Raw genomic sequence first — 20,767 nt, forward strand, 5'->3', positions numbered from 1 at the left:
CTACTGCCCCAGACGTTCGAGCAGCACGGGCACATGCACCTGATCGGACTTGTAGTTGCCGGTCAGCATATACATCATGATGTTGACGCCGGCGCGCAGCGCGTAGATGCGCTGCATCGGATCCGGCGGCACGGTCGGCAGCATCGGATCGCCGTTCTCGTCGATGGCCCAGGCGCCGGCGAAATCATTGGCGGTGATCATGATCGGCGAGACGCCGTCGCCGGTGCGCACCGGGCGGTTCTCGGTGTTGCTGGCGTCGAGCGAGGCCTCGACCCAGAGCGGGCTGCCGTTGAAGCGGCCGGGGAATTCCGGAAGGATGAAGAAGGATTTGGTCAGCACGTGGTCCGACGGCACCGGCTCCAGCGGCGGCACGTTGAGATTACCCAGGATGTCGCGCAGCCGCTCGGTCGCCGGGCTTGCCGAGCCGGCGCCGATGCCGTTCGAAAACTGGTCGCGCGTATCGAACAGAACCGTGCCGCCCTGCTGCATATAGGCGTCGATGCGGGCGATCGCCGCCTGGCTGGGCATAGGTGCCGTCGCATCGATCGGCCAATAGATCAGCGGGAAGAAGGACAGCTCGTCCTTGGCGATGTCGACGCCGGCCGGCGGGCCGGGCTCAAGCGCGGTCTTCTCGATCAGGAAACGGGTGAGGCCCTCGAGGCCGGCGCGGCTGATCGAATCGACGCCGGGCTCGCCGGTGATCACATAGGCGATGCGGGTTTTCGAAATATCCTCGATCGCCTGGGTGTCGCCGGGCTTGGAATCGTCGGCGCGGGCAAGATCGGCATGGCCGAAGAGGCCGCCCAGCACGACTAGGACCGCCGCGGCGGTCGCCGCCGTGCCTGCGCGGCGCGGCCGGCGCGTCAGCAGGCCGCCCATCCAGAACACGGCCAAGGTGTCGAGCACCATCAACAGGAGCGCGATGGCGACCAATGGCCCCTTGAGATTCTCCGATTCGTCGAAGGCGTAGGGGATAGCAGTCACCGGCAGCGAAACCTGCGGGCGCGCCAGCGGCGCGAATGTGCTCGAAGCATCGAGAAGATTATGAGCGAACACGCCGGTCTCCGAGCCGTAAAGGCCCGGCGGGTTTTCCAGCGTCACCGGCAGCGGACCGGCGCCGGGCACCAGCGGCCGCGCATCCGGCGAGGGCGGCGTCAGCGTGCCGTCGGCGCCGATCATGCGATAGGGGGCGAGCGACGCGGCGGTGGCCTCGGCATTGGCGATCGCGGCGCCTTGGTTGCGCGACAATTGCACGACACGCCGCAGCATCTCGACGAAGCTGCCGGAGATCGGCAGGTTCGACCAGGTCGCCTCGGGCGTGACATGGAAGAGCACCAGCGTGCCCTTGTCCTTCTTCATGCCCGTCACCAATGGCGTGCCGTCGGCAAGCGTGGCCCAAGTACGCTCGACGATGTCGGGCGTCGGCTCGGCCAGAACCTGCCGGCTGACCGTCACCTCGGAGGGCGGGGAAAGATCGGCGAAAGGACCGTTCTTCGGGAATTCGGTCACCGCCTGCGGCGTCGTCCACGACAGCGCGCCGCCCAGCGCGCGCTCGCCGCTGCGCAGCCTGACCGGCAAAAGGTCGTCGTCATTGCCGGCCGCGGCAAGGCGGGGACCGGCAAAGCGGACCAGCGTGCCGCCCTTGTCGACCCAGTCGACCAGCCGCTGCTTGACCTGCGCCGGGATGGTGCCGACGTCGGCCATGATGATCATCGCCGGCTTCTGGTCGAGAAGCTGCGGAATGGCGTCGGCGAGATCGGCGCTCGACGGCTCGACAAGGTCGGCGAAGGGCTGCAGGGCGCGGCGGATGTAATAGAGCGGCGACAGAAGCGGCTGCGCCTGGTCGGCCTCGGCCTGCGACAGAAGGCCGACGCGGCGGCGTTTCGAGCTCTCGTCCAGCACGCGCACGGCGCCGGCCTGATGCTCGCCGTCCAGCGCGATCGAAGCGAAATCATTGCGCAGCTCGAAGGGGACCGCCATTGTTCCCGTGGCGGCGGCTTCGCCCGGCGCGAAGGTCAGCGTCGCATCGGCGATGCGGCGGCCCTTGTCGTCGAAGGCGCCAGCGGTGACCTGCGCCGGCGCCGGATTGCCCGGCGCGCGAATGGCGCTCAAAGCGAAACCATCGACCTGGTTGTCGGCGCCGATCAGGCCGGTCACAGAAGGCCGGTCGGACGTAGCCCAGACCAGCCGTGTCGCATTCTTTTCGAGCAGCGTCCTGAAAGCGGCCTCGTCGCCTTTGGCGGCAAGCCCATCGGCGAGCACGGCAACGCTGGCGCCCGGCAGTCGCTCCAACGCGGCGGCGACGCGGGCGTAGACGGCGGGCCTGTCGGTAGGAATCGGCCGCGGCTTGGCGGCGCGCAGGTGATCGAGCGCGGCCGAAGCGTCGAAAGGGCCGATCTCGGCATTGGGCTTCTCGGCGGTGAAGGCGATGACGACCGGCACGCCGTTCGAGCCGGCATCGGCGATCAGCCGCTCGGCGGTGGCGACGCGCTTGTTCCAGTCGGCGGCGCTCGCCCAGCCATTGTCGACGACAAGCGCCAGGGCGGCGCCCTCCGCCGGCAGTTTTTCGCGCGGGTTGAAGACCGGCTCGGCCAGCGCCATCACGATGAGCGCCGCCATCAGCAAGCGAAGCAGCGTCAGCCACCACGGGCTTTGCTGCGGGGTTTCTTCGCGCCTCAGGACCCGGGCGAGGATTCTCAGCGGCGGGAAAACCTCCGTCTGCGGCCGGGGCGGGGTGAGGCGCAGCAGCCACCAGATCACCGGCAGGGCCAGAAGGCCCCACAGCACCATGGGCGCCCCGAAAGAAAGCGGCAGCCAGCTCATGCGACCGCCCTTCCGAAATTGGTGCCGTCAGCGGTCATCGCCAGGTGGATGCGTACCAGCGCCTCGGAGGCGAGGCGGTCGGTGTGGTTGACGGTGTAGCTCCAGCCGAGACGCTTGCACCAGGCGGCCAGTTCCTCGCGGCGGGCCCGGTAAAGCAGGCGGTATTCTTCGGCCAGCATCTCGGCGCGGCCGGCGGTCAGCTTGTCGCCGGTCTCGGGGTCGGTGAACTCGGTGCGGCCGGCATAGGGGAAGGTTTCTTCGGCCGGGTCGGCCACCTCGATCAGATGCGCGCGCACGCCGTGGCGGGCGAGCATGTCGAGCCATGCCATGGTTTCCTCGACCGGATCGAGGAAATCGCTGACCAGCACGATGTCGCAGAAGCGGCGGATGGCCGACAGATCGGGCTTGGCCGGAAGCGCGGCGGCATGGCTGAGCTGGGCGGCGATGCGCTCGGCGCCGTTGCGGGCGGTGAACGGGTCCGTCAGGCCCGGCCAGGCGATGCGCTCGCCGCTGCGCGACAAGAGCTCGGCCAGGGCGAGCGCCAGCACCAGCGCGCGCGATTGCTTGGAAACGCTTGCCGCGGCGGATTTGTAGAGCATGGAAGGCGAGGGGTCGGCCCAGAGCCAGACGGTGTGCGCGGCTTCCCATTCGCGGTCGCGCACATAGGTGTGGTCGTCCCTGGCAGAGCGACGCCAGTCGATGCGCGAGGAATCGCCTTCCACATAGGGCCGGAACTGCCAGAAATTCTCGCCGATGCCGCGCTTGCGGCGGCCATGCCAGCCGGCGATCACCGTGTTGACGATACGGCGCGCCTCGACCAGCAGGTCCGGCACCAATGAAGCCCGCAACCGGCCGCGGGCGAGCGCGTCGCGCGTCGCAACCGGTGCCTGGACCTCGCCTATTCGACCCATCAGACGCCTTTTGCCAGCTTCGCCACCACGTCGCGCACGGAAGTGCCTTCGGCGCGGGCGGCGAAAGTCAGCGCCATGCGATGCTGCAGCACCGGTTCGGCCAAGGCGCGAACGTCGTCGACCGAAGGCGCCAACCTGCCATCATATAGGGCGCGTGCGCGGGCGCACAGGGTCAGCGCCTGGCTGGCGCGGGGGCCGGGCCCCCAGGCGACATGCTTGTCGGTCTCGGCATTGCCCTGGCCGGGCCGGGCCGAGCGCACCAGCTTGAGGATCGCCTCGACGACGCTTTCCGGCACCGGCATGCGGCGGATCAGCGTCTGGATTTCCCTCAGCCGTGCCGACTGCAGCACATTGTCGGCCTTGGCTTCGTCGACGCCGGTAGTTTCCAGCAGGATGCGGCGTTCCGCCTCGATCTCGGGATAAAGGATGTCGACCTGCATCAGGAAGCGGTCGAGCTGAGCCTCGGGGAGCGGATAGGTACCTTCCTGTTCCAGCGGGTTCTGCGTCGCCAGCACGTGGAAGGGCGCGGGCAGGTCGTGGCGGGCGCCGGCGATGGTGACGTGATATTCCTGCATCGCCTGCAGCAGCGCCGATTGCGTGCGCGGCGAAGCGCGGTTGATCTCGTCGGCCATCAGCAATTGCGTGAAGATCGGCCCGGAAATGAAGCGGAAGGAGCGCTTGCCGAACTCGTCCTGCTCCATCACCTCGGAACCGAGGATGTCCGACGGCATCAGGTCGGGCGTGAACTGGACGCGGCGCGAATCGAGGCCGAGCACGATGCCCAGTGTCTCGACCAGCTTGGTCTTGGCGAGGCCCGGCACGCCGACCAGCAGCGCATGACCGCCGGCCAGCAGCGCCACCAGCGTGCGCTCGACGACCGCCTCCTGGCCGAAGATCACCCTGCCGACCGCGTCGCGGATCCTGGAGATATCGGCCAGCGCCTTTTCGGCTTCCTCGATCATCGCTTTTTCGCTGATCGGGCTTTCCTTGATCATCACGCTCATGCCGTTCGATCCTTGTGGTTGGAAATGCCGGCCTGCACTCTCGATGCCGCAGAATGCCGCGATTCGGCCTCACCTGGCGCCTGTAATTGAACTTAAATCACAGACTCGGGCGGACAAGGCTGACAATCGGGACAACAGTGACTATTTCGTGACCATGGCCGAACGCAGCGAACATCGTGAACAAACGCCGGACGAACAGAGCGCTGGCGAGCACAGCTTGAGCAAACAGAGCCTGATCGGCGCCACAGAGGCGCGCGGCCTGGAGGCGCTGATCTCCCGCGCGGCCCGGGCCGGCAAGGGGCCGGCGCCGGTCGAGCGCTGGAATCCGGAGTTCTGCGGCGACCTCGACATGGAGATCAAGGCCGACGGGACCTGGTTCTATCTCGGCACGCCGATCGGCCGCATGCCGTTGGTGCAGCTCTTTTCCAGCGTGTTGCGCAAGGATGCCGACGGCAAGACCTATCTGGTGACGCCGGTCGAGCGGGTCGGGATCCGCGTCGTCGACGCGCCCTTCATCGCCGTCGAAATGAACGTGTCCGGGAGCGGGAAAGATCAGGTCGTCACCTTCCGCACCAATGTCGGCGATGTCGTCGCCGCCGGCCCCGGCCATGCGCTGCGCTTCGTCGACGAGGACGAAACCGGCGGACTGAAACCCTATGTGCTGGTGCGCGGACGACTGGAAGCGCTGGTGGCGCGTCCGGTGATGTATGAACTGGTCGAACATGGCGAGGAGATCGACATCGGCGGCAAGGCGATGTTCGCCATCCGCTCGGGCGGCGAGGTCTATCCGATCATGCCGGTCGAGAATCTGAAGCGGCTGAGCGCGTGATGGACCAGGTGACGCCGGCGGCGTTTTCGGTCGCGGATTTTCGGACGCGCGTCGCGGCGCAAGCAGCGATCGTCCCCGGCGATGAATTCGGCGACCATCGCTTCAATCCCGGCCATCCCAGGCTCAAACACGTCAAGCCGCTGCGCGACGCGGCGGTGCTGATTCCCGTGGTCGACCGCGCCGAGGGCGCCATGGTGCTGCTCACCAAGCGCGCCGAGAGGCTGCGCAGCCATTCGGGCCAGGTGGCCTTTCCAGGCGGCACCATCGATGCGACCGATGCAAGCCCCGAGGCAACCGCTTTGCGCGAGACCTTCGAGGAGATCGGCCTCGAACGGGATTTCGTCGAGATCATCGGCCGCATGCCCGACTACGTCGCCGGCAGCGGCTACCGCATCGTGCCGGTGCTTGCCATCGTGGGCCAGGGTTTTTCGCTGACGCTCAATGCCGATGAGGTCGACGCGGCTTTCGAGGTGCCCCTGAGTTTCCTGATGGATCCGGCCAACCACGCGCGCGACAGCCGCATGTGGAACGAGCTCGAATGGTTCTTCTACGAGATGCCCTATGGCGGCCAGCGTATCTGGGGCGTCACCGCCGGCATAATCCGCACGCTCTATGAAAGGCTTTATGGTTGACCGCTGAGGCGTCACTCTCGGGCAGGGCCGATTGGCTGGCCGACAGGCATCTGCAGAGGCTTCTTGCCGCGCTCAAGCAGGGCGGCGAGGAAGCGCGTGTCGCCGGCGGCGCGGTGCGCAATTCGCTGATCGGCCAGCCGGTCGCCGACATCGACATCGCCGCGACCACCGTGCCCGAGGAAACGATCCGGCGCGCCGAGGCGGCCGGTTTCAAGACGGTGCCGACAGGCATCGAGCATGGCACGATCACGGTGATCGCCGGCGGCAAGCCTTATGAGGTGACGACGCTCAGGGCCGATATCGAGACCGACGGCCGGCGGGCAAAGGTGATCTTCGGGCGCGACTGGAAAGCGGACGCCGAACGGCGCGATTTCACCATCAACGCGCTCTACGCCGAAGCCGACGGCACGGTCGTCGATCTCGTCGGCGGTGTCGCCGATATAGAGGCGCGGCGGCTGCGTTTCATCGGCGACGCGGAGGCGCGCATCCGCGAGGATTATCTGCGCATCCTGCGCTTTTTCCGTTTCTTTGCCTGGTATGGCGACGGACGGCCTGACGCTGAAGGGCTGAAGGCCTGTGCCAGGCTGAAGGACGGGCTTGCCCGGCTTTCGGCCGAACGCGTCTGGTCCGAGCTGAAGAAGCTGTTGTCGGCCCCCGATCCCTCGCGCGCGCTCTTGTGGATGCGCCAGGCAGGCGTGCTCACCGCCGTGCTGCCGGAAAGCGAGAAATGGGGCATCGACGCGATCCATGGCCTGGTCAGGGCTGGAAAGGATCTTGGCTGGGCCGCCGATCCTGTGCTGAGGTTGGAAGCGATCGTCCCGCCCGATGCCGTGCGCATGAAGACGCTTGGCGAGTGGCTGCGATTGTCGAACGACGAGGCCGGCCGCCTGCGGCATTGGGCGCTGACTATTGCGCCGGATGCCAAGGCGACGGAGACCGAGCTGGCCAAGAAACTCTATTACGGCGATCGCAACGGCTATATCGACCGCATTCGGCTGGCGCTTGCCGCCGCGCGGACGCGCGCAGTCGAGGACAATCAGGCAATGATGGAAGCCGGCGGGTTTTCACGCCTGCTCAATTTCACGCTGAGATGGGAAAAGCCGGTGTTTCCGATCAAAGGCGCCGACCTGACCGTGCTTGGCGCGTCGCCGGGACCGAAGCTCGGCGCCACGCTGAAGAACCTCGAGAAGGAATGGGTCGAGTCGGGCTTCACCCTGGAACGCGGCGCGCTGCTGGAACGCGCCGCGCAGGCTCTGGAGACCTAGGCGGGCCGGAACGGCCGGTGCCTGTCAATGTATGGCCACAGGAGCGAGAGCGCGGGAAAGGCTTGCCTCGCCCTTGCCGTAGACGGACGGGTCGTAGTTCACCAAGGTGTCGGTGCGGGCCGTGTTGAGCAGGTCGTTCGTGATCTGCACCGGCGTCGCCTTGGTGAACTTGCTGCCGATGATCGCAGCATATCCGGAGATGATCGGCGCGGCAAAAGACGTTCCGTAGAGCCCGGTCTTGTCGCCCTCGACGCCGACCACCAGGAAGTGGCTCTGCACAGCCTGGTTGGAGCCGGCATAGTCGGAATACCAGGCGAGCTGGGCCTTGTTGGCTGTGGTTCCGTTCGTCGACAGCGCGCCGACGAAGATCGCGGTCGGTTTGCCGATCAAAGCAAGGTCGAGATAATCCTGCTGGCCACCAGTGACCCCGCCGACAGCGACCGCGTCGTTGCCGGCCGCCTTCGAGACGATGGCCGAACCCTTGGTGGCGTAGGAGATGATCGAGGACTCCTCTGGAGCCCACCAGATCTGGTTCGCGCTGTAGCCCGCGGTTGTGTACATGCCGTAGCTCAGGTTCAGCACGTTACGGCCGCTCGCCAGCGAAACGGCCGTGCCCGTCGAGAAATCCTTGGAGCGGATGGTCGCGGCGGGAGCAATCATGCTTGCCTCCTCGCGCGTCCATTCGCCGTGTCGCTGGGTCTGCACGCCGATCCCGAAATTGCCGGAAAAGCGCGAGGTGCTGCTGAAGTCGTCGACCATCGTGATGGTGACGCCCGCGCCCTTGTAGCCGGCGGCCCATGCGGCGCCGACGTCGCGGCTCATCCAGTTCTGTACCGTTTGGGTCGTCGCCCTTACGGCCGGTATCCTTGCGCTCACGCAGATGGAGCCGCCGCCATGGCAGAGCGCCGCCGTCTCGTCCGCGCCGCGGCCCTCCTGCGCCGAGGCAACGGGCGCCGAAAGGATGGCGATGGCGGCAACGAGGCCGAATTTCAGGTGACCAGCAGACATGTTCCAACTCCAGCCAAACAAGAACCAGGACGGGCGATCGCGCGTTTCGGGTCGAGATGGATTTTTCATTCGCGGCCTCCCGGCGATCAGAAAGTGAGACGATAATTCAGCCACAGATGCATGCTCTCGGGCTTGGCGCTAACCAGGTATTTCAGGGTTTCCTGCGGCGCCATCTCACCGGCCGCGAGCCGGCAATTGACGCTGTAGGAGCCCAGATCCCCGTAGTCGGCCAAGCAAGATTTCTCGGTGAGGTTTCCGCCGATGACCGACGTTACGGACAGGGACAGGGTGCTGTTCGGATTCGGATGCGCCTGGGTGAGGAAACCGAGCTTCAGGCTGGGCCCGATACTGTATTTGTTGCCTTGTTCGCCGGTCCCGAACCCCCAAAGGATGCCGGTGTTTTCGGTAACCTGGGTGAGCAGGTCGACATGCATGTCCACCCAGTTCGTGTGGTACCATTGGTTGAACGAGACCCAGCTTCCATTTTGCAGCTCATAACCGCCGGCGCCGAGCCCTCTGGCACGGTCGCTCAGCGGCGACCCCTGATGCATGCCGATCAGCGAGGTGGTCATCATTTCCTGGGCGGTCGCGGGGGTCGCGCCGAGACATGCGCATAGCAGCAGCGCCGCCTCGCGTGATGTGCCCCTCTTGCCGGATCGTTCGCGCATGCGCGAAACACCTCGCCCCACGGATCCGGTCAGCGCCTTGGGTGGCGGCGAGTTTCTCGGCCAGCCCCTGCAGCCGGATCATTTGTCCGACGGTGGCACGAATTCCGTTACCGCAAACTTAAATGAGACGACTCGAATATAAGTATCTGTTTGAAATGCCAGGCCGGTCCGGACCTTCCGGATCGACTCAGGCAAATTGGTTCGCAACTCGCGATGGAACATGCTCAGGCCCTGAGCAATCCTGATTTCGCTGCCGGTCGACTGTTCGAAGGTGAGGAGTCCCTCAGGCTGCGTCGCGAACCTTCTGGATGCGGGAGCGTATCGCCTCGATCATCGTCTCGCGGATGACGGTTTCGCCATGCGTCTCGCGCATGTGCTCGACGGCACGGCGCATCACCTCGGCTTCTTCTTCGGCGCGCGTATGCCAGTCACAGCCGGGGACAAGCGACCCGCATTGGAATTCCTTCATGGGACTTTCCTTTCCTCGTTCTGCTGGAAAACCATAACACATGCGACCGGTTTCGGTTGCATCGAAGCCCGCGGGCAACTGCTTTTCTCTTCAAAAAGGAAGGCGGAGCAGTGCTGCCCCGCCTTCCTTGCCGCCTGAGAACTCGATCTGCCTTGGCAGGCCGTCACTTCATGATCTTGACGGCCTCGGCAATCTTGTTCTTGCCGCTCATGTCCCAGGAGACGCGAACCTTCTCGCCGGCCTGGATGCCGGGATCCTTGAAGGCCTTGGACAAGGTGAAGGTCGATCCGTCGTCCAGAACAAGGCTCATGGCCGTTCCGTCAAAGCTCTTGACCGTACCGGTGGTGTGCTTGACCGCGGCGAACGCGGCGCCACCGGAGGCGAGAAAGGCAGCGGTCGCCGCCGTCACGATAAGCTTGCGCATGGCAGGCTCTCCTGGAAATGCGGGCACCGTTTGGGAGGCACCCGTCTCGTTCAGGGCCGTCAAGTCGCGTCGGGTCGCGGCCGACGGGAGACAAGTGATCTCCATTTCGGCCGCCGGCGCTTCCCGACCCGACGACCTTAAATAGCTCAATTTTTTCAAAATGATATTAGACGAAAAAGAAACGCGGCCCGCCACATTGCGCGCCAAGATTCGGCGAATGGGACGACAATGCGGCCTGTCTCCTGTTCACCCGATTGTTATGTGCGGTGAAGTGTTCGTTAGTACCATAATCCGGTGGACGTGCCCACCAGCAGAGGAGTACGTTTCAACTGTAAAATTGGGCTTCTTGGGGAGGGATACATGCGTCGGCTTTCCATTCTTTTTGTAACTACGATGCTTTTAAGCGAGGCTTACGCCGATGAATACAACGGCAAATTCGAGGGTGATCCCGTAGGAAGGTTTGTGCAAGTCGAGGTTGGGGGGGAAAAGGTGATGAATTTCCTATTGGATCAAGATTTTGTTTTTACCGATCCAAACAACCTCAAGTGGCGTGTCCCAAGGGGAGAATTGGTCGACGGTGCCAGCATACCATGGGAGCTGTGGACCATCGTGGGAGACCCATTCACGGGAACCTATCTGGATGCATCTATCATACACGACTATTATTGCTGCTCGAAGATCAGAAATTACTACGATACGCATGAGGTATTCCGTCGCGGCATGATCGCCGCCGGAGTATCTCCTGAAAAGGCATATCTTATGTGGGTTGGTGTGCGTTTTTTTGGTCCGCCTTTTTGGAACGTCGACCCAAAAGCCGTTCCTCCCGAGCCCTGCCGTGGGTTGCCTGGTTCTTCAAACCCATCGGGAGCCTCGGTGTATTCGCAGCTAGATGAAGCGGGTAAAAAGATTGCTGAAGCCAAGCTTTATTCAATCGCAAGGACGATAAAATCGTCCGATGGTAAAGTTCTTGATATTCGTAACGATGGCAGTTTGATATTTTCCGATACAAAGGAAGCTGAAGCTCATATTGAATATCTATCGGAGGCGGCGAAGCACGATTTCAAAGAAGGTTATGCAGATATAGGAAAGATAACGGGATTTACCTCTTCCGAAAACGGAAAATTTGACTCACTCGCAGTCTGGGACAAAGGGCAAGTGCCTGCTCTGGACAATTTTGTTCTCGAAAACAAAATCTATAAAAAGTATGATCTAACAAAGCCACCAATAGTTGACTATAAATCTGGATTGAATTTAGATGGCATATTGGACTTCAATACCAAAGTAAATAAATATTAATAGGAAATCCAAACATCCAGATAGCTACGGCCATTTTACCTCGGGCGGCAGGCTGGACAGGATCGAGGCGACATTGCCGCCGGTCTTGAGGCCGAAGATGGTGCCGCGATCGTGAAGCAAGTTGAATTCGACGTAGCGGCCGCGCCGGATGAGCTGTTCGTCGCGCTCGCCGTCAGTCCAGTTCTGGTTGAAATTGCCCCGCACCAGATGGGCATAGACGACGAGGAAGGAGCGGCCGACGTCCTGGACGAAATTGAGATCGGCGTCCCAGCCGCCCCTGTCCTCGTCAGAATGCAGCCAGTCGAAGAAGATGCCGCCGATGCCGCGCGGCTCGTTGCGGTGCGGCAGGAAGAAATACTCGTCGCACCAGGATTTGAATTTGGGATAGTCGGCGACGGCGGCGTTCTTCTCGCAGGCGAACTGCATGGCGCGATGGAAGGCGATCGTGTCGGGATCGTCCTGGGTGCGGCGGCGGTCGAGCACCGGCGTCAGATCGGCGCCGCCACCGAACCACTGGCGCGTGGTGACGACCATGCGGGTATTCATGTGCACGGCCGGCACGTTGGGGTTCCAGGGATGTGCTATCAGCGAGATGCCGCTCGCCCAGAAGCGCGGGTCTTCCTCGGCGCCGGGAATCTGCTTCCTGAACTCGGGCGAGAATTCGCCATGGACGGTCGAGGTGTGGACGCCGACCTTCTCGAAGACGCGGCCGCGCATCATCGACATGGTGCCGCCGCCGCCGCGGCCCTCGTCGCGCTCCCAGGGGGTCTTCTCGAAATGGCCGGGCGACCATGACGCTTGCGGGCCGGTGAGTTCCTGCTCGATCTGCTCGAAAGTGGCGCAGATGCGCTCGCGCAAGGCCTCGAACCACAGACGTGCCTTCATCTTCTTCTGCTCGATGTCGACCGGCAGGCCCACGGGAAGGTCAGGTCTTTCCAATTCGGTCTCCAGTCGCAGGCGCGCTTGCCTGACAAATGACTCGTCTTTTCAGGGCGCGATCCCTAATCTCTTGAGAGGAAGGGTCAAGTCCTGTCTGACCAAGGTGCAAGGGAGTTCCTTCGTGCGCACCCCGGCAAGACCGCCGCTGGATGGCTTACGCAAGAGGCTGGAGCGCTCACGGGCTGAGCGCGAAAACCAGCCGCGCGACGGTTTCCTGCGCGAAACCTTCGTGCTGCCGCGCCCGGATGCGCGCCTCAAGGCCAAGGAGTGGTTCGAGCGTTTTCCGAAACAGGCCTACTGGACCGAGATCGAAAGCTGGTTCGAACGCCCGGGCGACGTGATTGAGTTCACCATGCGGCGGCTGCCGGCGGCGGATTGAGGAATTTCACGGCAAAAATAGGTCGCGCAATTTTGGAGAATCTAGAATTAGGTTCTCGCCAAGTAGTTTGCCGAATTTTTCCAGCCCCATTTTCCGCGCCTCATCGAAGCTCACGGAGGTATAGAGGGTTGGCACGCCGCCAGAATCGATCCGGTAGATAGTGATGACCTTGGTCTCCTCCTCTGCTTGGATCAGGTGTCCTAGCATAGCTGCTTCCTCTCTCTGTTCGCGATAAGCGCGTTGCTCCTATTCAGGGTGCAATTAGCCGCCTCGCGCCGGTACCTTCCCTGGCCAGACGGTCGTCCCTGTTCCTCAGCGGGCATTTGTCGATCGACATGCAGCCGCAGCCGATGCAATCGGTCAGGCCGTCGCGCAATTTCTTGAGCTGGGCGATCTTCTGGTCGAGCTCGTCGCGCCAGGCTGTCGAAAGCAGGTTCCAGTCCTCGCGGTTCGGTGTGCGCTCTTCCGGCAGCGATTGGAACGCCCGGGCGATGTCGGCGAGCGAGATGCCGACCTCCTGGGCGACGCGGATGATCGCCACGCGCCGAAGCACGTCGCGGCTGTAACGCCGCTGGTTGCCCGAGGTGCGGTGGCTGCGGATCAGGCCGCGCGCTTCGTAGAAATGCAGCGCCGATACCGCAACGCCGCTGCGAACGGCCACCTGGCCGACCGTCAATTCCTTTACCGGAGCCATCTCGAACTTTTCCGCTTGACCTCAAGTTAAGTTGAGCTTGTAGCCAAGAAACGTCGATAGGGCAATTGCAGGAGAAGGCGATGTGCGCCTGGGTGAGAATGACGCCGCGAGTGGAGCCTGCGCGCGGCAACGAAGAGGGGTTCGGGGTTCTAGCCGAGCTGTCGCAGCGCTTCGCCCGCGACCATGGCGACGGACAACGCGACATTGATGCTGCGCGCGCCGGGCCGCATCGGAATGGTCAGTCGCGCGTCCGCCGCGTGGTGGACCTGATCCGGCACGCCGGCGGATTCGCGGCCGAACAGAAGGATGTCGCCGGCAGCGAAAGCAAAGTCGGTGTAGGCGGCCGTGGCTTTGGTGGTGAGCAGCACGAGGCGGCGCGCGCCGGTCTTTCGCCACTCCTCGAAGGCGTGCCAGTCGGCATGGCGGGAAAGCGCCGCCATTTCGAGATAGTCCATGCCGGCGCGTTTCAGCGCCCGGTCGGAGAGCGAGAAACCAGCCGGCTCGATGACATCGACGCCGATACCGAGGCAGGCGGCGAAGCGCAGGATTGTCCCGGTGTTGCCGGCGATATCCGGCTGGTAGAGCGCGATGCGGAGACGATCGTTCATTTCCGTATCCTGCTAATAAGTGGCAGATCGGCCACAGGCGCCTGCGGCTTTCGGCGATTTCTGGACTGGCGGGTGGCCATTTTCTGCGAAGTCGAGTATATGCTGACCATCGTCAACCCGAACCGAAGGAGGGGAACCACATGATGACCATGCACTTCCAGCTCCTCTCCGGGGCACCCGTATGCCCACCGGCGGTTTCGGTACGACGATTCTTCTGACACTTTAAGTCCTCATCGCACCGATTCCCGCCGACCCCTGTTTTCGGCCTTCGAAGGAATCTTGCGATGTTTTTCAAACTGCCAAAGGGGCGCCGTGCCCCAGCTGAGCGTGTCGGGACCGATGCTTGTCGTGTCAGGACCGACGCTTGTCGTGTCCCGGCCGATTCGATCCGCGCCTTCGGCCGAATGCCGATGGTCGAGGACGCATCACCCTTTTTAACGCATTTGCATATGGAGGACGGACCAATGTTCGATCCCTACAGGATACCGGGGTCAAGAAGCCTGCATGAACGCAAGGCGGCGACCTGGGCGCTGCTGATCGGCGAGACCTATTCGTCGGCGGTGCATGCCGAGGAACGGCGCAGGCCGCATCGCGGCATGCTGCCGGACGTCGATTTCTCGCGCGCGGTGCCCGATCACAGCCGGCCCACGCTGGTGCGCCGGATCATCCGTTTGATCCGGCCGGGCGACAGGAGCCGGGCAGGTTCCGCCCTTTCGTCCGGAAGTTCCGGGCCGTCAGGGACGTCAAACGAGCCTGTCGGCGAAATGCCGGCGAAACCCTATATTGCGCGGGATAGGGCCGGCGACGCGGATGATTCCGTATCGCCGGCCCGCAATGCCGCGCGGCCGCAAAGCCTTGCCCATCAATCCCGCGCCGCGTGAGCGCATAGATAAGTCGAGTGCCTGGAATGTTCCGCTGGTTTGAAAACAGGCTCGATCCGTTTCCCGCCGCGGAGCCGGTCGAGCCGCCGAAGATGCTGGTCGCCTTCTGCGTGCATTACACGCGAGGCGCCTGGCCCTACATCATCCTCGACGCGGTGCTGGTGACGGCGATCGCCTTTACCGAAGTCTGGATGTTCGGGTTCCTCGGCCGCATCGTCGACTGGCTGTCGGCTCAAAACCGCGAAACCTTCCTGCAGACCGAGAGCTGGAAGCTCGCCGGCATGGCTTTCGTCGTGCTGTTCGCGCTGCCTGGAACGGTCTGGCTGCATTCGCTCCTCAACCAGCAGACGCTGATGGGCAACTATCCCATGCGCATCCGCTGGCAGGTGCACCGCTATTTGCTCAAGCAGTCGATGGCCTTCTATCAGGACGAGTTCGCCGGCCGCATCGCCACCAAGCTGATGCAGACCGCGCTCGCCGTGCGCGAATGCGTGATCAAGCTGATCGACGTGCTGAACTACGTCGTCGTCTACTTCCTTGGCATGCTGTTCATCGTCGGTTCGGCCGACTGGCGGCTGGCGGCGCCGCTCGCCGTATGGCTGGCCGGCTATATCGGTCTGCTGCGCTTTTTCATTCCGCGGCTCGGCAAGGTCGGCGAGGAGCAGGCCAATGCGCGTTCGACCATGACCGGCCGCGTCGTCGACAGCTACACCAACATCCAGACGGTGAAGCTGTTTTCGCATGCGCGGCGCGAGGCGACCTTCGCCAGGGAAGGCATGGCGAGCTTCCTCGGCACCGTCTACCGCTCGATGCGGCTGGTGACGGTGCTCTATGGCCTGCTCTACATTCTGAATTCGCTGTTGCTGTTCTCGGTGACGGCGATCTCACTGTGGCTTTGGCTCGGTCAGGCGGTGACGATCGGCGCGGTCGCCGTGGTCATCGGCCTGGTGCTGCGGATGTGGGGCATGTCGCAATGGATCATGTGGGAGATGTCCGGGCTGTTCGAGAATATCGGCACGGTGCAGGACGGCATCCAGTCGATCTCACTGCCGCGTCTCGTCGAAGACCGGCCCGGCGCGAAGGACATCGCCGTCAGCCAGGGTGAAATCCGCTTTGACGACATCCGCTTCCACTACGGCAAGCAGAAGGGCGTCATCGAGAACTTGACGCTGACGGTAAAGCCCGGCGAGAAAGTCGGCATTGTCGGCCGCTCCGGCGCCGGCAAGTCGACGCTGGTCAACCTTTTGTTGCGCTTCTACGACCTGGAGAGCGGCAGGATCCTCGTCGACGGCCAGGAGATCGCCGCGGTAACGCAGGATTCGCTGCGCGCGCAGATCGGCATGGTGACGCAGGATACTTCGCTGCTGCATCGCTCGGTGAAGGAGAACATCCTCTATGGCCGGCCCGACGCGACCGAAGAGATGCTCACCGAGGCGGCGCGGCGGGCGGAGGCGCTCGATTTCATCGGCGGGCTTTCGGACCACAACGGCCGCAAGGGATTCGATGCCCATGTCGGCGACCGCGGCGTCAAACTGTCCGGCGGCCAGCGGCAGCGCATCGCGATTGCCCGGGTCATGCTGAAGGACGCGCCGATCCTCATCCTCGACGAGGCGACGTCGGCGCTCGATTCGGAAGCCGAGGCGGCCATCCAGGAGAACCTCTACAAGCTGATGCAGGGCAAGACCGTCATCGCCATCGCGCACCGCCTGTCGACGATCGCGGCGATGGACCGGCTCGTCGTGATGGACAAGGGGCACATCATCGAGGAAGGCTCGCATGAGGAGCTCGTCGCCAGGGGTGGGCTCTACGCCCAGCTCTGGCAACGGCAGTCGGGCGGCTTCCTGCTCGATGACGCGCCGGCTGAGCCCGATGCCAAGTCGCTTCGATCCGAGATGGCAGCGGAGTAACGCGATCGCGATTGCAGCAATTCCAGGAAAAGTGCGTAGCGGTCGGGCTCGGCGGCTTCGCGTAGCCTTCCGTCCGGGATTGCGCAAAACAAAGACTTGGAGCGGCCCGGCGGTTTTGTGAGCCGTCAAGCCGCTCCGGCATCAAGGTTACGGCGATTGCGGGGAATCGATCCCGGGCGTAACCACGACCTGGCCAGAGGCCTGCTGGCGACCAGATCGGTTGTCGACTGATTTCCGGCGCGATGAGAGAAAAATGTTCGACCGCATCTTCACCTGGTTCGAAAGCCGGTATTCGCCGGTGGCGCTGGCCGACGACAGGCAGCCGCCAATGGGGCTTTGGCGGTTCTACTGGTATTTCATAAGACAGTTTCGCGCCGCCTATCGGCTGCGCATGATCATCGTTGCCGTCGCGGCGATAGTGGACGCGATGCTGCCGATTTTCGTCGGCCTGATCGTCGGCCTGCTCTCCAGCACCAAGCCAGGCGACTTCTTCGCCGCGCATACGCCAGTGCTCGTCATGATGGCGATCATCGTGCTGCTGCGTCCATTGTCGATGGTCGTCGATGGCCTCATCCGCAACCACGCCATCGCGCCGAACCTCATCGACCTCATCCGCTGGCAGAGCCATTGGCATGTCGTGCGCCAGGACTGGTCTTTCTTCCAGAACGACTTCGCCGGCCGCATCGGAACCAAGGTCATGCAGAGCGGCGATTCGGTGGAGATGAGCGTCAACCTAACGGTCGATGCCGTCTGGTACGCGCTGGTCTTCGTCGCGGTCGCCATCGTCGTGCTGGCGCGGCTCGACACGCTGCTGCTGGCTGTGGTGGCGGTGTGGCTGGTGTTCTACTGCCTCATCTTCTGGTCCGCGATGCCGAAGATCACCCAGCGCTCGTCCCAACTGTCGGAGCGGTGGTCGCAGGTGAGCGGCCGCATGGTCGACAGCTACACCAACATCCTGACGCTCAAGACGTTCTCGACCGGCGAGCACGAAGACAAATATGTCTCGCAGGCGGTGGTCGAGCATGCCGGCACGTTTTACCAGCTGATGCGCGTTTTCACGCTGATGTGGTCGGCCCTGTTCGTCCTCAACGCGGCGCTGCTCATCGCCATAAGCTGGCTGGCGCTGGCCGGCTGGAACGCCGGGACGATGACCACCGCGGCCGTGGCGACGGCGATCCCGTTCGCGCTGCAGATCGCCAACATCTCCGGCAGGATTCTCGATGTCGGCGCCAACGTCTTCCGGCAGATCGGCGTCGCCAGCAACTCGATGACGACGATCGCGCGTCCCATCACCATGCAGGACCAGCCTGACGCACCGGCTCTCGTCATGATCGCCGGCGGCATCGAGTTCGACCAGGTGAATTTCAACTACTGGCGCAAGGACGGCAAAGGCGGCGTCATCGACAATCTGTCGCTGAAGATCGCGCCGGGCGAGCGGGTCGGCCTGATCGGTCGCTCCGGGGCCGGCAAGTCGACGCTGGTCAATCTCGTGCTGCGGCTGTTCGACGTCCAGGACGGCAAGGTGCTGATCGACGGACAGGACATCCGCAACGTCTCGCAAGAGAGCGTTCGCGCGGCGATCGGCTTCGTCAATCAGGACACGTCGCTCTTGCATCGGTCCGTTCGCGAGAACCTCAAATATGGGCGTCAGTCGGCCAGCGACGAGGCCATGTTCAGCGCCGCCAAAGCCGCTCAGATCGACGATGTGATCGCGGCACTGACCGATCCGTATGGGCAGAGCGGCTATGAGGCGCTTGTCGGCGAACGCGGCGTGAAGCTGTCCGGCGGCCAGCGGCAACGCATCGCAATTGCCCGCGTTATGCTGAAGGACGCTCCGATCCTCATTCTCGACGAGGCTACGTCCGCGCTCGATTCGGAAGTGGAAGCCGCCATTCAGGAGAACCTCTACAAGCTCATGCAGGGCAAGACCGTCATCGCCATCGCCCACCGCCTGTCGACCATCGCGGCGATGGACAGGCTGGTGGTGATGGACAAGGGGCGCATCGTCGAGGACGGCTCGCATGAGACCTTGATTGCCAAGGGTGGGCTCTACGCCCAGCTCTGGCGGCGCCAGTCGGGCGGTTTCCTGCTCGAGGAAAAGCAGGCCGCCGACGATCTGGCGACGAAAGGTGAAGCCGCGGAATGATGAAGGGCGTCTATCGCTGGTTCGAGCGCTGGGTCTATCCGTTCCGCGAGCCCGCGAATCTGCGACCGCCCGCCAGCGTCGGCGGCTTCCTCTGGCACTATGTCGGGCAGGCAAAGCTCGCCTTCTTCGCCATGCTCATCATCGGCGGTATCGCGCCGCTGGTCGAGGCAGGCCTGTTCTATTTCGTCGGGAGGCTGGTCGATATCCTCGACCAGCTGCCCGGCGAGCGCAGCTGGCACGCGCTGTGGGCGGCCGCCGGTCCGGAGCTCCTGTTCATGGGCGGCGTGGTTCTGGTCATCCGCACTCTGGTGGTCGGCCTGTCGGCGCTGGTCGACGAGCAGACGATCACGCCCGGATTCTACAATCTGGTGCGCTGGCAGGCGCACCGGCACGTCTCGCGCCAGTCCTACGCCTTCTTCCAGAACGATTTCGCCGGCCGCATCGCGACAAAAGTCTGGCAGGCGGGGCAGGCGACCGGCGACCTGATGGAAAGCTTCATCGAGGTCGTGTGGTTCATGATCGTCTATACTGTGACGACGCTGGCGTTGGTCGCCGGTCTGGATCTGCGGCTCGCGGTGCTGGTGGTGATCTGGATCGCCGCGTTCGGCTGGCTGGCGAAACTCTATCTGCCGGCTATCCGCAAGCATGCCGAGGCGACGGCCGAGGCCGGTTCGATGATCACCGGCCGCATCGTCGATTCCTACTCGAACGTGCAGACGTTGAAGCTGTTTTCGGCCGACGGCGACGATCGCTATATCCGCAGCGGCTTCGGCATCTATCTCGACGCGCTGCGGCCGTTCACGCGCCGGCTGACCGGCGTGCGCATGGCGCTGACCATGCTCTCCGGCATCATGATCACGGCGATCGCCGCATTCGCCATCTATCTGTGGGTCGAAGGTTCGATCACGGTCGGCGCCGTTGCCTTCACGCTGTCGCTGGTGCTCAGGCTCAACATGCTGCTTGGAAGGCTGATGATGCAGCTCAACGGCATCCTGAGGAATCTCGGCGTGCTGGAGAATTCCAAGGCGCTGATCTCGCAGCCGCTCGGCCTGACCGACGCGCCGGATGCCAAGGAGTTGGTCGTCGCCGGCGGCCGCATCGACGTCAGGAACGTCACCTTCCATTATGGCAAGGGGGCCGGCGTGCTCGACGGCATCGACCTCGTCGTGCATCCGGGCGAGAAGGTCGGGCTGGTCGGCCCGTCGGGCGCCGGCAAGACGACCTTGGCCAACCTGATCCTGCGCCTCTATGACCTGGAGGGCGGCCACATCCTGATCGACGGCCAGGACATCGCGCATGTGACGCAGAACTCGCTGCGCGGCAATATCGGCGTGGTCAGCCAGGATACCGCACTTTTCCACCGCTCGCTGCGCGACAACATCAAGCTCGGCATGCCGGACGCGACCGATGCGCAGGTGATCGCCGCGGCCAGGAAAGCCGAGGCGCATGACTTCATCCTGGGTTTGCGCGACAACCGCGAGCGCTCCGGCTACGAGGCCTTTGTCGGCGAGCGCGGCGTGAAGCTGTCCGGCGGCCAGCGGCAGCGCGTCGCCATCGCGCGCGTCTTCCTCAAGGATGCGCCGATCCTGATCCTCGACGAGGCGACCTCCGCGCTCGATTCCGACATAGAGGCGGCGATCCAGGAGAACCTGACCAGACTGATGGAGGAAAAGACGGTGATCGCCATCGCGCACCGGCTGTCGACGATCGCGGCGCTCGACCGGCTCGTGGTGCTGGACGGCGGCCGCATCGTCGAACAGGGCACGCATGACGAGCTGGTGGCGCTGGACGGGCTCTATGCGCGGCTCTGGAAACGCCAGTCCGGCGGCTTCCTCTTCAACGAGGAAAGCGCGCTGGAAGAGACGCGGCCGGCGCAGTAGAACG

The 20,767-nt window shown here is 63.7% G+C and carries 20 protein-coding genes; 9 read left to right on the forward strand and 11 right to left on the reverse strand.

Going from position 1 to position 20,767, the window contains the following annotated elements:
* The 3 genes from FJW05_RS21140 to FJW05_RS21150 are packed head-to-tail and all read right to left on the reverse strand — an operon-like array spanning position 1 to position 4,738.
* Positions 1-2,823: a DUF4159 domain-containing protein gene (locus FJW05_RS21140; RefSeq protein WP_140635408.1), complete on the reverse strand. Its 2,823-nt coding sequence runs from the start codon at positions 2,821-2,823 to the stop codon at positions 1-3.
* Positions 2,820-3,734 (reverse strand): DUF58 domain-containing protein, encoded by a 915-nt coding sequence (locus FJW05_RS21145; protein WP_140635410.1) that lies wholly within the window; start codon positions 3,732-3,734, stop codon positions 2,820-2,822. The genes FJW05_RS21140 and FJW05_RS21145 overlap by 4 nt, the downstream gene beginning before the upstream one ends.
* Positions 3,734-4,738, reverse strand: a complete 1,005-nt coding sequence (locus FJW05_RS21150; protein WP_140635411.1) for a MoxR family ATPase — start codon at positions 4,736-4,738, stop codon at positions 3,734-3,736. Before FJW05_RS21150 ends, FJW05_RS21145 begins: the two co-directional genes overlap by 1 nt.
* A gap of 43 nt (positions 4,739-4,781) precedes the next feature.
* On the opposite strand from FJW05_RS21150, the gene FJW05_RS21155 reads away from it, so the two are divergent.
* Genes FJW05_RS21155 through FJW05_RS21165 form a run of 3 tightly spaced genes read left to right on the forward strand, consistent with a single transcriptional unit; the run spans position 4,782 to position 7,464 of the window.
* On the forward strand, positions 4,782-5,567 hold the full coding sequence (locus FJW05_RS21155) for a DUF1285 domain-containing protein (protein ID WP_246673577.1): 786 nt from the start codon (positions 4,782-4,784) through the stop codon (positions 5,565-5,567).
* The gene (locus tag FJW05_RS21160) at positions 5,567-6,199 is read left to right on the forward strand and encodes a CoA pyrophosphatase (protein WP_140635413.1); all 633 of its coding nucleotides are present in this window, start codon (positions 5,567-5,569) and stop codon (positions 6,197-6,199) included. Before FJW05_RS21155 ends, FJW05_RS21160 begins: the two co-directional genes overlap by 1 nt.
* Positions 6,196-7,464 carry a CCA tRNA nucleotidyltransferase gene (locus FJW05_RS21165; protein WP_140635415.1) on the forward strand — a complete coding sequence of 423 codons (1,269 nt, stop codon included), beginning with the start codon at positions 6,196-6,198 and terminating at the stop codon, positions 7,462-7,464. Before FJW05_RS21160 ends, FJW05_RS21165 begins: the two co-directional genes overlap by 4 nt.
* A 24-nt stretch (positions 7,465-7,488) precedes the next feature.
* Here the strand turns inward: FJW05_RS21165 and FJW05_RS21170 are convergent, their stop codons facing one another.
* From FJW05_RS21170 to FJW05_RS21185, 4 genes are all read right to left on the reverse strand, one after another.
* A complete protein-coding gene (locus FJW05_RS21170; protein ID WP_140635417.1) occupies positions 7,489-8,472 on the reverse strand; it encodes a S8/S53 family peptidase in 984 nt (327 codons plus the stop codon).
* Between the two features lie 86 nt (positions 8,473-8,558).
* Positions 8,559-9,140 carry a hypothetical protein gene (locus tag FJW05_RS21175; RefSeq protein WP_140635419.1) on the reverse strand — a complete coding sequence of 194 codons (582 nt, stop codon included), beginning with the start codon at positions 9,138-9,140 and terminating at the stop codon, positions 8,559-8,561.
* A gap of 283 nt (positions 9,141-9,423) precedes the next feature.
* Entirely contained in the window at positions 9,424-9,609 is a 186-nt protein-coding gene (locus FJW05_RS21180; RefSeq protein ID WP_095766497.1) for a DUF1059 domain-containing protein, read from the reverse strand.
* Positions 9,610-9,772: 163 nt separating this feature from the next.
* Complete coding sequence (locus FJW05_RS21185) at positions 9,773-10,033, reverse strand: DUF1344 domain-containing protein (protein WP_140546196.1); 261 nt, start codon at positions 10,031-10,033, stop codon at positions 9,773-9,775.
* A gap of 360 nt (positions 10,034-10,393) precedes the next feature.
* Between FJW05_RS21185 and FJW05_RS21190 the strand changes: the two genes are divergently transcribed.
* The gene (locus FJW05_RS21190; RefSeq protein ID WP_140635421.1) at positions 10,394-11,329 is read left to right on the forward strand and encodes a DUF1353 domain-containing protein; all 936 of its coding nucleotides are present in this window, start codon (positions 10,394-10,396) and stop codon (positions 11,327-11,329) included.
* A 24-nt stretch (positions 11,330-11,353) separates the two neighbouring features.
* On the opposite strand, the gene hemF is transcribed toward FJW05_RS21190, so the two are convergent.
* Positions 11,354-12,268 (reverse strand): oxygen-dependent coproporphyrinogen oxidase, encoded by a 915-nt coding sequence (gene hemF, locus FJW05_RS21195; RefSeq protein WP_140635422.1) that lies wholly within the window; start codon positions 12,266-12,268, stop codon positions 11,354-11,356.
* 121 nt (positions 12,269-12,389) lie between these two features.
* Here hemF and FJW05_RS21200 point away from each other — a divergent pair, with 121 nt between their 5' ends.
* The gene (locus FJW05_RS21200; protein ID WP_095766723.1) at positions 12,390-12,647 is read left to right on the forward strand and encodes a hypothetical protein; all 258 of its coding nucleotides are present in this window, start codon (positions 12,390-12,392) and stop codon (positions 12,645-12,647) included.
* A gap of 6 nt (positions 12,648-12,653) precedes the next feature.
* On the opposite strand, the gene FJW05_RS21205 is transcribed toward FJW05_RS21200, so the two are convergent.
* From FJW05_RS21205 to FJW05_RS21215, 3 genes are all read right to left on the reverse strand, one after another.
* Positions 12,654-12,854, reverse strand: a complete 201-nt coding sequence (locus FJW05_RS21205) for a hypothetical protein (RefSeq protein WP_140635424.1) — start codon at positions 12,852-12,854, stop codon at positions 12,654-12,656.
* Positions 12,855-12,897: 43 nt separating this feature from the next.
* Positions 12,898-13,341 carry a redox-sensitive transcriptional activator SoxR gene (soxR, locus tag FJW05_RS21210; protein WP_140635426.1) on the reverse strand — a complete coding sequence of 148 codons (444 nt, stop codon included), beginning with the start codon at positions 13,339-13,341 and terminating at the stop codon, positions 12,898-12,900.
* 149 nt (positions 13,342-13,490) lie between these two features.
* The gene (locus tag FJW05_RS21215; RefSeq protein WP_140635428.1) at positions 13,491-13,949 is read right to left on the reverse strand and encodes a tRNA (cytidine(34)-2'-O)-methyltransferase; all 459 of its coding nucleotides are present in this window, start codon (positions 13,947-13,949) and stop codon (positions 13,491-13,493) included.
* A gap of 464 nt (positions 13,950-14,413) precedes the next feature.
* Between FJW05_RS21215 and FJW05_RS21220 the strand changes: the two genes are divergently transcribed.
* The 4 genes from FJW05_RS21220 to FJW05_RS21235 all read left to right on the forward strand — a co-directional run bounded on the left by FJW05_RS21220 (position 14,414) and on the right by FJW05_RS21235 (position 20,763).
* Positions 14,414-14,830, forward strand: coding sequence for a hypothetical protein (locus tag FJW05_RS21220; protein ID WP_246673578.1), 417 nt, complete (start codon positions 14,414-14,416; stop codon positions 14,828-14,830).
* A 26-nt stretch (positions 14,831-14,856) separates the two neighbouring features.
* Positions 14,857-16,737 (forward strand): ABC transporter ATP-binding protein, encoded by a 1,881-nt coding sequence (locus FJW05_RS21225; protein ID WP_140635431.1) that lies wholly within the window; start codon positions 14,857-14,859, stop codon positions 16,735-16,737.
* Positions 16,738-16,990: 253 nt separating this feature from the next.
* Entirely contained in the window at positions 16,991-18,883 is a 1,893-nt protein-coding gene (locus FJW05_RS21230) for an ABC transporter ATP-binding protein (protein WP_140635433.1), read from the forward strand.
* Entirely contained in the window at positions 18,880-20,763 is a 1,884-nt protein-coding gene (locus tag FJW05_RS21235) for an ABC transporter ATP-binding protein (RefSeq protein WP_140635435.1), read from the forward strand. Before FJW05_RS21230 ends, FJW05_RS21235 begins: the two co-directional genes overlap by 4 nt.
* Positions 20,764-20,767 lie beyond the last annotated feature (4 nt).

It is taken from the genome of Mesorhizobium sp. B2-9-1, assembly GCF_006439455.1.
Taxonomy (GTDB): domain Bacteria; phylum Pseudomonadota; class Alphaproteobacteria; order Rhizobiales; family Rhizobiaceae; genus Mesorhizobium.

Excerpts from the sequence above, each read along its gene's own strand:
- FJW05_RS21140 (WP_140635408.1), bottom strand. The coding sequence starts at position 2,823 with ATGAGCTGGCTGCCGCTTTCTTTCGGGGCGCCCATGGTGCTGTGGGGC.
- FJW05_RS21145 (WP_140635410.1), bottom strand. The coding sequence starts at position 3,734 with ATGGGTCGAATAGGCGAGGTCCAGGCACCGGTTGCGACGCGCGACGCG.
- FJW05_RS21150 (WP_140635411.1), bottom strand. The coding sequence starts at position 4,738 with ATGAGCGTGATGATCAAGGAAAGCCCGATCAGCGAAAAAGCGATGATC.
- FJW05_RS21155 (WP_246673577.1), top strand. The coding sequence starts at position 4,782 with ATGCCGCAGAATGCCGCGATTCGGCCTCACCTGGCGCCTGTAATTGAA.
- FJW05_RS21160 (WP_140635413.1), top strand. The coding sequence starts at position 5,567 with ATGGACCAGGTGACGCCGGCGGCGTTTTCGGTCGCGGATTTTCGGACG.
- FJW05_RS21170 (WP_140635417.1), bottom strand. The coding sequence starts at position 8,472 with ATGTCTGCTGGTCACCTGAAATTCGGCCTCGTTGCCGCCATCGCCATC.
- FJW05_RS21175 (WP_140635419.1), bottom strand. The coding sequence starts at position 9,140 with ATGCGCGAACGATCCGGCAAGAGGGGCACATCACGCGAGGCGGCGCTG.
- FJW05_RS21180 (WP_095766497.1), bottom strand. The coding sequence starts at position 9,609 with ATGAAGGAATTCCAATGCGGGTCGCTTGTCCCCGGCTGTGACTGGCAT.
- FJW05_RS21185 (WP_140546196.1), bottom strand. The coding sequence starts at position 10,033 with ATGCGCAAGCTTATCGTGACGGCGGCGACCGCTGCCTTTCTCGCCTCC.
- FJW05_RS21190 (WP_140635421.1), top strand. The coding sequence starts at position 10,394 with ATGCGTCGGCTTTCCATTCTTTTTGTAACTACGATGCTTTTAAGCGAG.
- FJW05_RS21205 (WP_140635424.1), bottom strand. The coding sequence starts at position 12,854 with ATGCTAGGACACCTGATCCAAGCAGAGGAGGAGACCAAGGTCATCACT.
- soxR (WP_140635426.1), bottom strand. The coding sequence starts at position 13,341 with ATGGCTCCGGTAAAGGAATTGACGGTCGGCCAGGTGGCCGTTCGCAGC.
- FJW05_RS21215 (WP_140635428.1), bottom strand. The coding sequence starts at position 13,949 with ATGAACGATCGTCTCCGCATCGCGCTCTACCAGCCGGATATCGCCGGC.
- FJW05_RS21220 (WP_246673578.1), top strand. The coding sequence starts at position 14,414 with ATGTTCGATCCCTACAGGATACCGGGGTCAAGAAGCCTGCATGAACGC.
- FJW05_RS21225 (WP_140635431.1), top strand. The coding sequence starts at position 14,857 with ATGTTCCGCTGGTTTGAAAACAGGCTCGATCCGTTTCCCGCCGCGGAG.
- FJW05_RS21230 (WP_140635433.1), top strand. The coding sequence starts at position 16,991 with ATGTTCGACCGCATCTTCACCTGGTTCGAAAGCCGGTATTCGCCGGTG.
- FJW05_RS21235 (WP_140635435.1), top strand. The coding sequence starts at position 18,880 with ATGATGAAGGGCGTCTATCGCTGGTTCGAGCGCTGGGTCTATCCGTTC.